This window comes from Streptomyces sp. NBC_01428 (assembly GCF_036231965.1).
Classification (GTDB): Bacteria; Actinomycetota; Actinomycetes; order Streptomycetales; family Streptomycetaceae; genus Streptomyces.
The window spans coordinates 1,423,509-1,436,361 of the sequence record NZ_CP109499.1; the positions used below are offsets into that span (position 1 = coordinate 1,423,509).

The window sequence follows — 12,853 nt, forward strand, 5'->3', positions numbered from 1 at the left end:
CGGAAGGGGTGGCGCGGCATGGCGTTCCGCTATGGCCGGTTCACGCCGGGTACGAGGGTGCTCGCAGAGAGTGCAGGGAACGCGCGTGCAGCGGGGTGGTGTGCCAGCGCGCGGTGAACGTCCCGTCGGGGAGCGAGCAGGTCACGGTGAGGCGGTGCGGGGTCTCCACGAACAGCACGTCGACGCTCAGGGTGTCCGGGTCGGTCCAGCCGCCGCTGACCGCCGTGGGCGCCGGCCCCTCGTCGAGGGTCCAGCCGGTTCCCAGCCGCAGGTCGAGCCGCGTGTCGCCCTCCACCAGCGTGACGCGCCGGCCCTGGTCGCCGTCGGCCACGAGCACCCGCGTGAGGGTCGGAACCGCGTCGCAGTGTCCGCCCGCCGGGGTGAAGGCCGTGTCCGACCACACGTGGGTCCGTCCGGCCGGTTCGGGGGTCGCGGCGACCGGCGGGAGGGCGAGCCGGGCGAGGCGCCGCCCCAGGGCCTCGTCGGCTCCGCCGTGGTCCTGGGCCGGCAGCGGCGCGGTTCCGAAGGCGGGCAGCAGATGCCGCCACATCAGGTTCAGCAGCTCCTGCAGCTGCTCGGTCGCCGCGGTCGTGGCGATCACCGCGTCGTGCTCGGGCAGGACGACGCAGAACTGTCCGTACGCGCCGTCGCCCCGGTAGCCGTGCCGCGACCGCCAGAACTGGAGCCCGTACCCCTGCTGCCAGTCCGAGCGGGCGCCCTCGGGGCTGCCGTCCGCGGTGGAGACGTGTGCGCGGGTGGCCTCGCTGATCCACGAGGCGGGCAGGATCCGCCGCCCCTCCCAGACGCCTTGGCCGAGATAGAGCTGTCCGAGCCGGGCGACCGCGTCGGTCGCCGCGTGCATCCCGCTGAAGCCGATCTCCCGGCCGGCCCTGTTCCGTGTCCAGGCCGTCTCGCCGATGCCCAGCGGGTCGAACAGCCGCGTCCGCAGCCAGCCGGTCAGCGACTGGCCGGTCACCTTCTGGACGATGCTCGCGAGCGCGTAGGTGGCGGACTGGTTGTAGGCGAACACCGTCCCCGGTTCGCGGTCCGGCGGGATCAGCAGGAAGCCCCGGACGGTCTCCTTCGGGTCGAGCAGGACCGCGTCGCCCCAGGTGTCGACGAGATGCCCGGAGGCCATGGCGGCGACGTGCCGGACGAGCAGGGCCCGGCTGCGGGGGTCGGTGATGTCCGCGTCGAACTCGGGGAAGTAGGAGAGCACCGGCTCGTCGAGGTCCAACAGGCCCTCGGCGGCGGCGAGTCCGGCCGCCGTGGACGTGAAGCTCTTGCTGAGCGAGTAGAGGAGTTGCAGGCGCTCGGGCGTGTACGGGGCCCACCAGCCGGAGGCGACGAGGTGCCCGTGGCGCAGGATCATCAGGCTGTGCGGCTCGATGTCCGGGGCGGACTCGACGGCGTCGAGGAACGCGGTGATCCCGGAGGCGTCGACTCCCTGCTCGGCGGGCGTGCTGACGGGCAGCGGACGGGCACTCATACGGACGGCCTCCGGACGGCTCGGGCGGTGGACGGCTGCGCGGCACGGTGCTCCAGAGGAGACACTGTGTGCAGACGGCATCTTTCCGGGGCGCCCCTCGCGTGTCCATGGCCGGCCGGCGCGAAGGCCTTCGCGTCCTCCCGTACGAACCCGCGGATCGCGCGGCGGGCGGTCCGGGAACCGCGGCCTGAACTGTTCGTACGTGTACGCGACTTCGGAGATGCCACGAAAAAACAGGCATCTCGGCGCGCTCCGCGTTGAACACTCCCCGTCACCTCTCGCGTACTTCCGGGAAAGGTGGGGGCCGGGTGAGCAACGAGGGATGGCGATGGTCACGGTGCACGACTCAGCGGGCGAGCTGGTCGCCGGGAGATACCTGCTGCTCGACGTCGTCCTGCGCGAGGAGGGCCGGACCTGCTGGCTCGGCCAGGACTCCGCCCTGCGCCGGCCGGTCGTCCTGACCTGGTCGCGCGTGGCGGCCCCGGCGGGCGAGGAGTCCGCCGCGGGAAGCGAGGCGTCGGCGTCCGGGGACGCTCTACGCGGGGAGACCGAAGGGCGGGCCGCCGACCGCATCCTGCGGGCGGCCCGGGTTCTCGGGGCCGCCTGTCCCGGCCGGGTGGCCGCGGTCCTCGACGTGATCGAGGAGCCCGGTTCCGTGTGGACGGTCACCGAACGGCCCCCCGGCACCCCACTGACCGACCTTCTCTCGGGCGGTCCCGTCGGGCACGTCCGGGCGGCCCGCGTCGGACTCGGCGTCCTCGACGTCCTCGCCGCCGCCCACGCCGAGGGGCTGCCGCACGGGGAGCTCGGTCCGGGACAGGTCTGGACGGACGAGTTCGGCACGGTCACGGTGACCGGCTTCGGCCAGGCGGATTCCGGGGACGCGCCGCGTCTCACGGCTCCCGCGTACGCCTCTCCCGAACAGGCCCGCGGTGAGGGCGGCGCAGCGGCGGCCGACCTGTGGGCACTGGGCGCCATGATGTACGCGATGACCGAGGGACGGCCCGCCGTCCGGGACCGGGGCCGGCTGGACGCGACGCTCCGGGCGGTCGACCGGCTGCCGATCAGGGCGCCGCTGCGCGCCGGACCGCTCGCGCCGGCCGTCCAGGGCCTGCTGCGCTGGGACCCCGTGGAACGGATTCCGGACACCGTCGTGCGCGAGTCCCTGACCCGCATTCTCCGGCAGGACCTCGAAGAGGCCGAAGCGCCCGGGCCGCCGAACGTGTTCTGCGGTCCCGGCACCGACGTCGCGGACCGGCGGGCGGGTGCGCGCCGCGTGGGACACGCGCCGGGAGGGCGGCTCACCGGCCGGCCCGTGCTGCTGGGCGGCGCGCTCGTCGCCACGGTCGCGGTCCTCACGGTGCTCGCGGTGACGGGCGGCCTGCCGGGCGGGGACACGTCCGGCGCGTCCGCCGCCACGTCCGCGCCGTCGCGGTCCGCCGGCGCACTGCCGCCGGGTCCGGTCCCCACGGCCCCCGTCGCACCCTCCGGCCGCACTCCTTCGGGCTCGCCGTCGGGCTCTCCGTCGAGCTCTCCGTCGCCGTCCGGCGGCGCCGGCGGGAGGCTGCCGGACGGTTTCGTCACCTATCGGGCGGCCCAGGGCTTCTCCGTCGCCCTTCCGCGGGGGTGGAAGCCCGTGGAAACGCAGTCGTCGGGCGATCTCTCGTACCGGGTCACCTTCGGCGCGAGCGGCGACCCGCGCACCCTGGCCGTCACGTACAGCACACAGCTCGGGCCGGATCCGGTCGCCGTGTGGACCGACCTGGAGCCCGCGCTGCGCGCCGACACCGCCGGATACCGACGGGTGGGCGCCATCCGGGCCGTGACCTACCGCGGGATGAAGGGCGCCGACATGGAGTGGTACTCGGGTTCCGGGGACGAGCGGCTGCGTACGTTCGGACGGGGATTCCTCGTCGGCGGTCACCGGGGCTTCTCGCTGCGCTGGACGACCCCCGCGGTGGACCGGGGCACGACGGCGGACCGGCGGGCCCTGGACGCCGTGCTCACGTCCTTCCGGCCCCCGGTGGGCTGAGTCATGTCATCAGGGGTTCACGTCAATGTCCTTCCGGAATCCGGAAGTCGGGTCTTCGCAGCGCCAGCCACAGGGCGACCTCGTCCGCGATGGGCTGACCGGTCTCCAGTTCGACGAACCCGAACTGGCCGCCCTGGTTGCACTCCAGGAACCACCACACGCCGTCCGCGTCCTCGGCGAAGTCGAAGGCCGCGTAGGCGAGTCCGGTGAAGACGAGGTAGTCGTGGACCGCGCGCCCGATGCGCTCGGGCACGGCCGCCAGCGGCTCCCAGCCGTTCTCCGTCTCACCGAACCGGCCGTCCACCTGACCGGGCTCGGCGGTCTTGCGGGCCGCGAACATCCGGTTGCCGATCGCGGTGAGCCGGATGTCGGCCCGCTTGGGGATGTACCGCTGGAGCAGCGCGGGACCGGCCGCGACGCCGGAGAAGTCCGTGTCCGGTCCGACGAGTGTGGTCGGCAGGGCCACCCGGGGTTCGCCGGGCGGCGGTCCCGAGGCGGACTTCACCACGACGTCCCGGTACTCCTGGACGAACTGCTGCGCCACCCGGGGAGCGGTCGTGATGACCGTGGGCGGCACCGCGAATCCGCTGCTGTGCGCCACCCGCAGCTGCCACGGCTTGTGCCGCGCCTGTTCGGCGCGGCGCGGGTGGTTCATCCAGCGGGTCGAAGCGGAGTAGAGCATGCCGAACAGGGCCTGCCGCGTCTCGGCGGTGAGCCACGCGGAGGGCTCGGCGGCGTGCGCCGCCGGCTCGCCCGGCCTGCGCACCCATACGGAGCGCAGGCCTCCCATGCTGAGCACATGGCCGTTGACCGACAGGTAGCCGTCGAAGTCACCGTGGGCGTAGTCGGCGGAGAGCACCGCCTTGCCGGGCAGGTCGGCTGGGTCGAGGCGCACCATGGGCACGCCCCGCTCATGCAGTTTGGCCACCACCATGTCGGCGGTGACGTCCTGCTCGGCCGTGAGAATGAGAACCGTCATGCGCGCGTGTCCGTCAGTCGTCGAAGTGCGTCTGGGAACCGGCCGTCGACGTCGTGGTGCCGGTCGCCAGCAGCAGCGCGCGATCGGTGACGGCCGGGCGGCCGTCGGGCAGCACGTTCAGTTGCAGGGCCGCATCGAAGTGGTACGGGGGTATTGCGGCCGACTGCCCTGAGGGCAGGGCGTAGTTGAGAGTGAACGGTCGCACGAAAAATCCTCCCGCGGTCGCACGATGGTCGGCACCCACCCGTACGTGACACGGCCGTAAGGAATTCATCACTTTCCGCCACATCGGGGTGAAGGCCATCACATCGCGTCGTTTCTGGCTTACTTGTTTCGGATTTACTTGGGTGTCCGCTTGGTTCCGCTCCACGCGTGGTTACTTGGTTTTCACGCAGAGCTTGGGCCAATGCTTCATTCTCCGTGACATCAACGCCCCACCATCCCAGGAGAGTTCCCGGTGACCGTTGCCATCGCCTCGACAGAAGACTTCGTCGTGCGCCCCGAGGTTCCGAACCCCGTCGAGCGGGACGCCCGCGACTTCGGCGCCTACGCGCGGACCGGCGGCTGGGCCTTCGGGCTCAAGGTCGCGCGCAGCGTCCGCCCCGGCGGTCAGTCCGCCGACGAGACGCCCAAGGTGTCCGCGAAGGACTTCGCCGAGCTCGCCGGATGCTCCCCGGAGCGGGTCATGCGCTACTACAAGGCGTGGGACAGGGCCGCCGACGACGGTCTGGTGCCGCACTTCGAGATCCTGCTGCCGGGTGAGGACATCGAACTGCCGGACGCCGAGGTCTGGTCCTCGTACTACGTGTCCCGCTCCAGCGCCGCCTCCGAGCGCGGCACCGCGATCGCCGAGGCCGCCGAGGCCGAGGGCATCCGTCCCACCAAGGCGCTGGAGGTGGCGGAGAACCCGACCGCGCTGCGGGCGGCGATCCTCGCCGATCCGTCGACGGCCCAGGCGGCCCGGGCCGCGCTCCTCGACCGGGTGAAGGAGGACCCGGCCCTCCAGACCGAGCTGGCCCGCGACATCGCCCGCACGGACGAGCTGAAGAAGGCGGTCGCCACCGAGAACAGGGCCGCCGACCGCATCGGCTATGTGCGCCAGATCGCGGAGAAGGGGCAGATCAGGACGGCGGCCGGGCAGACGCTCGACGCCCCGGCGGAACTGCGCTCCGAGGCCGAACGCCACCTGTCCCTCCTCGACGAGCTCGACGAGGGCGAGGACTCGGGCGAGTGGGCGTCGGAAGCGTACGACACGATGAAGAACCTGGTCGTCGAGACGGTGGAGGCCGACCCCGAACTGCGCGTCCAGGAGCGGCGGACGAAGTTCTACAACAGCCTCCAGAAGGCGACGAAGGTCTTCGAGGAACTGACCTTCGACGACGCCGACGACATCTACGAGGACGACATGGTGCAGCGGCTGGAGGAACTCCAGGAGGCGATCGGCACCGCCATCACGGCGCTGCGCGGGGCGGCGGCCCGGGACTGAACCGGCGCGCACGGCCGCACGGGAGGGACTCCGGTGCGGCCGTGCGCTCGTCCGCACGGGAGGGACTCCGGTGCGGCCGTGCGCTCGTCTCGGCGGGCCCCGCGGACGAGTCGCGGTACCGCGGTCGCGGGGCGACGCGTTGCCGTGCCCGCCGGAATGGCGGCCCGTCACCCGCCGCGCCGCGTACGTCAGTCGGCGTCGGGACCGTAGGAGTCCATGAGGTCGAGCAGGCTCTGCGGGGTGCCCGGGCCGAAGCAGACCTCCAGGTTCGCCGCCGACTCGGCCGCCGCCTGCTCCGAACGCGGGAACAGTGCCTCCTCGTAGGCGGTCAGGGCCTTCTCGGTGTCGTCCGGGTGGGCGGCGAGGGCCAAGGCGAGTTCGGCGCCGTCGAGCATCGCGAGGTTGGCGCCCTCGCCGGCGAACGGGGACATCAGGTGGGCGGCGTCCCCGAGGAGCGTGACCCCGGGGACACGGTCCCAGCGCACGCCGACCGGCAGCGCGTGGATCGGCCGGGCGACGAGCGCGCCGTCCGCCTCGGCGACCAGGGAGCGCAGGCTGTCGTCCCAGCCCTCGAAGTGCTCCAGCACGCCCCGCTTCGCCGCCTCCGCGTCGGAGAAGTCGACGGGGCCGGAGACCGCCCAGTCCGCGGGGGTCCGCAGAGCGGCGTAGACGTGCAGCGAGCCGTCCGGGTCACGGTGGCCGAGGAACCCCTTGCGGTCCGCGAGCGCGAACAGGAGACCGCCTCCGACCACGCCCGCGCCCTTCGGGTGCCGGGTGTCCGCGTCCGCGAGGTGCATCTCGACGAAGGACAGGCCCGCGTACGCCGGGGTGGCGTCGGTGAGCAGCGGCCGCACCCTGGACCACGCTCCGTCGGCGCCGATCAGAAGGTCGGCGGTGAAGGTGCTCCCGTCGGCGAGCGTCACCTCGTGACGGCCTCCGGCGAGGGTCCGTACGGCGGTGGCCTTGGCGCCCCAGCGGACGGTGCCCTCGGGCAGCGAGCCGAGCAGGACGTCGCGCAGGGCGCCGCGGGAGACCTCAGGGCGCTGCCCGTCCTCTCCCGAGTCCTCGCGCAGGAGCGTGCCGTCCTTGTCGATGATCCGGGTGGCCTCACCGCCGGCGTGGATGATCGCGCGGAAGGCGTCGTAGAGACCCGCGGCACGCAGCGCGGCCTGTCCGGACTCCTCGTGCATGTCGAGCATGCCGCCCTGGGGACGGGCGGTGGGCGAGGCGTCGAGGTCGTACACGGCGGCCTCGACGCCCTTGACGTGCAGGACACGGGCCAGCATGAGGCCGCCGAGTCCGGCGCCGATCACGGCGATGGGGTGGTGGGGGGTGGTCGTCATGACTGTCTCCTTGCGCTGAGGTGGGCGTCACCGTGGGGCGGCGCCACGCGTGGTCACGGCCGGAGGCCGGCGGCGGTCACGGGGTGTCGGTCGGGGGCGGGGTGCCGGGCACGTCGGGCGTGTCCGGGCGGGGGGTGTGCAGGACGCCGTTGATCAGGACCTGAAGACCCCAGTGGAGGCGGGCCTCGCCCGGTCCGGAGAGCAGGTCGCTTCCCAGTTCGGCGATGTGCGGATGCCGTTCGCCGGAGGCCCCGCGCACGGCCGCGGAGAGCGCCGCCCACTCGCCCGCGCTGTCGGCCGCGTCCTTCTCCCCCGCCGCGTGCTCCGCCGCGGTGGCGGTGACGAACTGGAGCAGCGCGTCGATGCCCCAGGCCGCTCGGGGCCCGGGGACCCCGCCCTCGTCGAGCAGGGCGAGCAGCGCCTCGACCAGGTCGAGGTAGCGCTCGCCGGAGGGGCGCGCCACCAGGGCGGACCGGGCGAGCCCCGGGTGTTCGAACAGGACGTCGGTGTAGGAGGTGAGGACCCGTACGAGCCGGTCGCGCCAGTCGCCGTCGCCGCGGACCGGGCTCAGGTCGACCCCGCCGAGGAGGTCGTCGAGCACGGCGGCGTGCAGTTCCGCGGTGTTGCGCACGTAGACGTAGAGCGAGGCCGGGCCGGTGTCGAGTTCCTGCGCCAGGCGGCGCATGGTCACGCGTTGAAGGCCCTCGGCGCGCATCAGCGCGACGGCGGTCCGGACGATGCCGTCCCTGGTCAGGGCCGGCTTCGCGGGACGTTCACGACGGCTGGGGCGGGAGGCGGGATGGTCTGTCACTCCTCCACGGTAACGAACATGTTCGTTGCGAACAAGTTCGGCACGAACATGTTCGCCTCACGCGTCGTCGCCGCGCGGATCCTGCCCGCATACACAGCGCGCCGGTGAGTAGCCGTACTCATGTCGTCGCCCCGGCCCTCCCCGACCATGGGGGCACCTGAATCCCAAGGAGCCCGCTCATGCCCGGATCAGCTCTCGCCCCGTCCTCCCGCCACCCGCTCTCCCCGCGGCGGGACCGGCGCCGGCCCCTGCCCGCCGTCCTCGTCGGCGTGGTGGTGCTGGGCATGGCGGCCTCCGCCTGGCGTCCGCACGACCTGACGACCTGGCTGCTGGAGACGGTGTGGGTGCTCGTCGGGCTGCCGCTGGTGCTGCTGACCTGGCGTCGCTTCCCGCTGACGAACCTGCTCTGCTGTCTGCTCGCCGCGCACGCGCTGGTGCTCGCGGCGGGCGGCCACTGGACCTACGCGCAGGTGCCGCTGGGCGACTGGGTGCGCGACGGCCTCGGCCTCGACCGCAATCCGTACGACCGGTTCGGGCATCTCATGCAGGGCTTCGTGCCGGCGGTCCTGGTACGGGAGGTGCTCAGCCGGACGTCACCCCTGCGGGGCAGCCGGTGGCTCGCGCCGCTGACGGTGTGCGCCTGTCTCGCCTTCAGCGCCCTCTTCGAGCTGTTCGAGTGGGCGGCGGCGGTGATCGGCGGACACGCGGCGGACGACTTCCTGGCGACCCAGGGCGACGTCTGGGACACCCAGTGGGACATGTTCTGCGCCCTGATCGGCGCGGTCGTCTCGGTGCTGGTGCTCAGCCGGCTGCACGACCGGCAGCTCGGCACGCTCCCGGCGGCGGAGCGGCCCTCAAGGGCCGCAAGGGCCTGACGTCCGCCGCCGGGTACCGAACCGCCTTCTACCAGCGGCCCTCGACCTGCTCCTTGATCCGCCGCTCGTACAGCTCCTCGACGGCGTCCAGCGTCGCGCGCGACAGCTCCGGGAGCTTCGCCGCCGTCGCGTTGAGACGCGCCTGCTCCGGAGAGCGCGCCCCGGGGATCACCGTGGTCACCCCCGGCTGCTGCACGATCCAGCGCAGCGCCAGCTGGGCCGGCGTGTACCCCTCGGGGGCGAGCGCGGAGAACTCGGCCGCCGCCTCCACGCCCGTGGCGAAGTCGATGCCGGAGAAGGTCTCGCCCTGGTCGAAGGCCTCACCGTGGCGGTTGTACGTCCGGTGGTCGTCGGCCGCGAACACGGTGTCCTTGGTGTACTTGCCGGACAGCAGGCCGGAGGCCAGCGGAACCCGGGCGATGATCCCGACGCCCGCCTCCCTGGCGGCCGGCAGCACCTCCCGCAGCGGCTTCATGCGGAAGGCGTTGAGGATGATCTGCACGCTCGCCACGTTCGGGCGGGCGATCGCGGTCAGCGCCTCGGCGCACGTCTCGACACTCACGCCGTACGCCGCGATCCGCTCCTCCTCGACCAGGGTGTCGAGCGCGTCGTACACCGCGTCCGAGGAGTACACGGGGGTCGGCGGGCAGTGCAGCTGCACCAGGTCGATCCGGTCGACGCCGAGGTTGCGGCGCGAACGGTCGTTCCAGGCACGGAAGTTGTCGAGGACGTAGTTCTCCGGGATCTGGTCGACGCGGCGGCCCATCTTGGTGGCGACCTCGACGTGCAGGTCCGGCCTCGCGCTCAGGAACGTCGCGATGGTCTCCTCGCTGCGCCCGTCGCCGTACACGTCGGCGGTGTCGAAGAACGTCACCCCCGACTCAGCCGCCGCCTCCAGAACGGTGAGGGCGTCCTTCTCGCTCACCTCGCCCCAGTCGGCACCCAGCTGCCAGGTGCCGAGACCGATGACCGACGCATGCTGACCCGACCTGTGGAATTCGCGCTCGTCCATGGCGTCAGTCTGACACTTCCTCCCGGCCGGACCGGACGCCGCGGCTCCGCGCGTCCCGTGCCCGCGGCGGCGTCACGCGGTGGCGGCGCGTGCGTCCCGCCGACCGACCCGGCGCCAGATGGCGCGCTGGCTCCGCAGGGTGAGCGCGCCGACCACGATCAACACCACCACGTTGATGAGGAGTTGGATGATCGATCCGCGTGCCTCGGTCCAGCTGCCGAAGGCGGCGGAGACGCTGAAGTCGGCGGCCGCGGGGATGGTGGTCACGGAGATGAAGACACCGAGGAGTGCGCTCGTCCGCGCCTCGGTCAGCGACACGACCCCCACGACGCCGGCCAGGGTGGCGACGGCGATCGAGAAGAAGTCGGGTGTGTCGATGAGGCTGGAGACGGGCCGCACCCCCTTGCCGAACGCCGGGGACTCCAGACCGAATCCCCGGATCACCAGCGCGAAGAGGAAGGTCGCCACGATGGCCATCAGGAACCCGGCCAGCAACGCGGTCAGCCCTTGCCGGATCCTCGGGCCCGAGCGCCGGTCGATGCCCAGCGCGACACTGACGATGGCCCCGTACTCGGGTCCGACCACCATCGCCGCGACGATGAGGATCTGCGAGTTGGTGACGATCCCGACGGCGCCGATGAGTCCGGCGACCACCAGGTAGAGGTAGAAACTCGGCGCGTAGGTGCCCTGCGCCCGGATGCGTGCCTCCACCTCCTCCCAGACCGGTGCCCGGGAGAGCGCCCCGAGCCGGTGGGTCCCGACCTCCCGTGCGGCCCGCCCCGACAGGGCCATGTCGACCGGTTCGATGACGATCGAGCCCCGCTCGTCCAGGCGCAGGTCCCGCAGCCCGCGCAGCAGAGCGTTCGCGCCCCCGGTCAGCACGTCGCAGGCGAGGGCGTCGCCGTCGGGGTGCCGGGCGATGCCGGGCTGCACCACGAGGTTGAGGACGCACGGGTCGGCGGCGAGGAGCGCGACCACCGCGTCGGTCAGCTCGGCGGGGCTCACCATCCGGACGTGGATCATGTCCATGCGGGGGCCTTTCCGGACACGGGCGGCCCGAGCACGACAGCGGTGTCGCCCGCCCCCGGTTCGGGAGTGCGGGTCCGGGTGACCGGGTCGAGCCGTCCGTCGGGCCGTACGAGGAACAGCAGCGCGTGGCCGTCCGGGACGCCCTCACCGGCCGGGCGGCAGACGATCCGGGCACCCTCCTCGTAGCGGCGGGCCAGTTCGGGTCGGCTCAGCTCCCCTCCGAAGAGCGTGTCGCCGGGGGTGTACGGCGCGACGACGCCGTGACTCGAACTGGGGGGCCCGAGCCGGTGCACGAACCCGTCGACCGTGCCGCTCAGATGCGCCGAGGCCAGTGCGTTGAAGTCGTCCTCCTCGGTGAGCAGCAGCACGCCGGTGATCCCTTCGAGTTCGGCGCCCTCGCCGGTGGCGGCGGCGAGCAGTTCGCCCGGCGCGAGCGGCAGCCCGGCGGCGCGGATCAGGTCGCGTTGCCGTTCCTGTCCCGCCCACATCAGCACGTCGAGTCCTGCGGTCCGCAGGGCGAGGCCGAGGTCCACGGCCCAGGGGTCCCCGCCGACGAGCAGCGGGCGGGCGCGCGCGGGCCGGAGCACGCCGAGCCGCCGGGCGACGGGGTGGGCGCTCAGGCCGTAGAGCGTGACCGTGGTGACGATGACCAGGAACGTGGCGGGCAGGATCTTCTGGGCTCCGCCGACGTGGCCGGCGACCAGGGTGGCGGAGAAGGTCGACGCGGTGGCCGCGGCGACGATGCCGCGCGGGGCCATCCAGCCGATGAACGCCCGCTCGCCGCGCGGGACGTCGGTGCCGAGCGTGGACACGAACGCGACGAGCGGGCGGACCACCAGGACGAGCGCGGCGACGAGGACGAGGGTCGGCAGGACGACGTGCCGCAGGGAGGACGGTGTGACCGTCGCGGAGATGGAGATGAACAGCAGCCCGATGATCAGGGACACCAGGGTCTCCAGGAACGGGCGGCGCGCGGGGAGGTTCATGCCCGGCAGGTTGGCCAGGGCCATGCCCATCACCACGGCGGCGATGAGACCGGTGTCGTCCCGGATCGCGTCGCAGGCGGCGGCCACTCCCACCGCGGCGGCCAGCTGCACGGTGGTGCCGAGCACCTCGCCGAGGTTCAGCCGGCGCAGGAGCAGCCACAGCACGGCGGCCCCGACGGCTCCCCCGACGAGTCCGATGGCCGAACTCGCCGCGAACTGACCGATCTTGCCGGCCGGGCCCCGGCCGTCGTTCGCGACGACCGCGTGGAAGACGAGCGCCCCGAGGATGCCCCCGACGGCGTCGATGAGGGAGCCCTCCCAGATCAGGATCCGCTGCAACCGCTCCGTCGGGCGCACGAAGTTGAGCAGCGGGCCGACGACGGTGGGGCCGGAGACGATCAGGATCACGCCGAGCATGACGGCAGCGCTCTTCGACATCCCGAGCAGCGGCACGGCGAGCACGGTGGCGCCGGCCCAGGTGATCAGTGCCCCGAGCCAGATCAGCCGGACGACCACCCGCCGCATGTGACCGTGCAGCCTGCGGATGTCCAGGCCGAGCCCGGCCTCGTAGAGGATCACCGCGACGGCGAGCGACACCATGGGTGAGAAGGCGTCGCCCAGCAGGTTGTCCGGGTGGACGACGTCGGTGAGGGCGCCCGCGGCGAAGCCGACCGGCAGCAGGACGATCAGGGCCGGAATGCGGAGCCGGCTCGCCAGCAGTTGGGAGCCGACGGCCAGGACGACGATCAGTCCCAGGCCTTCGAGCACCTGATTGTCCGTCACGGCAGCCTCCTGGCCGGTCGGCTGGACC

Annotated in this window: 11 protein-coding genes; 3 read left to right on the top strand and 8 right to left on the bottom strand. The window is 72.8% G+C overall.

Annotation, left to right across the window (positions count from 1 at the left end; genetic code table 11):
• Positions 1-40 precede the first annotated feature (40 nt).
• Positions 41-1,489, bottom strand: coding sequence for a serine hydrolase domain-containing protein (locus tag OG406_RS06200; protein WP_266850825.1), 1,449 nt, complete (start codon positions 1,487-1,489; stop codon positions 41-43).
• Positions 1,490-1,811: 322 nt separating this feature from the next.
• Here OG406_RS06200 and OG406_RS06205 point away from each other — a divergent pair, with 322 nt between their 5' ends.
• The gene (locus OG406_RS06205) at positions 1,812-3,521 is read left to right on the top strand and encodes a serine/threonine protein kinase (protein ID WP_329184566.1); all 1,710 of its coding nucleotides are present in this window, start codon (positions 1,812-1,814) and stop codon (positions 3,519-3,521) included.
• Between the two features lie 22 nt (positions 3,522-3,543).
• Here the strand turns inward: OG406_RS06205 and tgmB are convergent, their stop codons facing one another.
• Positions 3,544-4,500: an ATP-grasp ribosomal peptide maturase gene (tgmB, locus tag OG406_RS06210; protein ID WP_164372191.1), complete on the bottom strand. Its 957-nt coding sequence runs from the start codon at positions 4,498-4,500 to the stop codon at positions 3,544-3,546.
• A gap of 13 nt (positions 4,501-4,513) precedes the next feature.
• Positions 4,514-4,705: a putative ATP-grasp-modified RiPP gene (gene tgmA / locus OG406_RS06215; protein ID WP_164372190.1), complete on the bottom strand. Its 192-nt coding sequence runs from the start codon at positions 4,703-4,705 to the stop codon at positions 4,514-4,516.
• A 252-nt stretch (positions 4,706-4,957) separates the two neighbouring features.
• Between tgmA and OG406_RS06220 the strand changes: the two genes are divergently transcribed.
• Complete coding sequence (locus OG406_RS06220; RefSeq protein ID WP_382751171.1) at positions 4,958-5,986, top strand: hypothetical protein; 1,029 nt, start codon at positions 4,958-4,960, stop codon at positions 5,984-5,986.
• A 188-nt stretch (positions 5,987-6,174) separates the two neighbouring features.
• Here the strand turns inward: OG406_RS06220 and OG406_RS06225 are convergent, their stop codons facing one another.
• Together OG406_RS06225 and OG406_RS06230 are read right to left on the bottom strand one after the other, a co-directional pair.
• Positions 6,175-7,329, bottom strand: coding sequence for an FAD-dependent oxidoreductase (locus OG406_RS06225; protein WP_164372189.1), 1,155 nt, complete (start codon positions 7,327-7,329; stop codon positions 6,175-6,177).
• A 76-nt stretch (positions 7,330-7,405) separates the two neighbouring features.
• Positions 7,406-8,140, bottom strand: a complete 735-nt coding sequence (locus OG406_RS06230) for a TetR/AcrR family transcriptional regulator (RefSeq protein ID WP_267049243.1) — start codon at positions 8,138-8,140, stop codon at positions 7,406-7,408.
• 179 nt (positions 8,141-8,319) lie between these two features.
• On the opposite strand from OG406_RS06230, the gene OG406_RS06235 reads away from it, so the two are divergent.
• Positions 8,320-9,015: a DUF2238 domain-containing protein gene (locus OG406_RS06235; protein WP_327408218.1), complete on the top strand. Its 696-nt coding sequence runs from the start codon at positions 8,320-8,322 to the stop codon at positions 9,013-9,015.
• A 28-nt stretch (positions 9,016-9,043) separates the two neighbouring features.
• Here the strand turns inward: OG406_RS06235 and OG406_RS06240 are convergent, their stop codons facing one another.
• The 3 genes from OG406_RS06240 to OG406_RS06250 form a co-directional block, all read right to left on the bottom strand.
• Complete coding sequence (locus OG406_RS06240; RefSeq protein ID WP_081220740.1) at positions 9,044-10,027, bottom strand: aldo/keto reductase; 984 nt, start codon at positions 10,025-10,027, stop codon at positions 9,044-9,046.
• A 72-nt stretch (positions 10,028-10,099) separates the two neighbouring features.
• Positions 10,100-11,056, bottom strand: coding sequence for a DUF389 domain-containing protein (locus tag OG406_RS06245; protein ID WP_266850834.1), 957 nt, complete (start codon positions 11,054-11,056; stop codon positions 10,100-10,102).
• Entirely contained in the window at positions 11,047-12,825 is a 1,779-nt protein-coding gene (locus OG406_RS06250) for a cation:proton antiporter (protein WP_266850836.1), read from the bottom strand. The genes OG406_RS06245 and OG406_RS06250 overlap by 10 nt, the downstream gene beginning before the upstream one ends.
• Positions 12,826-12,853: the final 28 nt, after the last annotated feature.

Bases quoted from the DNA above. Each gene is read 5' to 3' on its own strand.
- OG406_RS06200 (WP_266850825.1), bottom strand. From the start codon at position 1,489: ATGAGTGCCCGTCCGCTGCCCGTCAGCACGCCCGCCGAGCAGGGAGTC.
- OG406_RS06205 (WP_329184566.1), top strand. From the start codon at position 1,812: ATGGCGATGGTCACGGTGCACGACTCAGCGGGCGAGCTGGTCGCCGGG.
- tgmB (WP_164372191.1), bottom strand. From the start codon at position 4,500: ATGACGGTTCTCATTCTCACGGCCGAGCAGGACGTCACCGCCGACATG.
- OG406_RS06225 (WP_164372189.1), bottom strand. From the start codon at position 7,329: ATGACGACCACCCCCCACCACCCCATCGCCGTGATCGGCGCCGGACTC.
- OG406_RS06235 (WP_327408218.1), top strand. From the start codon at position 8,320: ATGCCCGGATCAGCTCTCGCCCCGTCCTCCCGCCACCCGCTCTCCCCG.
- OG406_RS06240 (WP_081220740.1), bottom strand. From the start codon at position 10,027: ATGGACGAGCGCGAATTCCACAGGTCGGGTCAGCATGCGTCGGTCATC.
- OG406_RS06245 (WP_266850834.1), bottom strand. From the start codon at position 11,056: ATGGACATGATCCACGTCCGGATGGTGAGCCCCGCCGAGCTGACCGAC.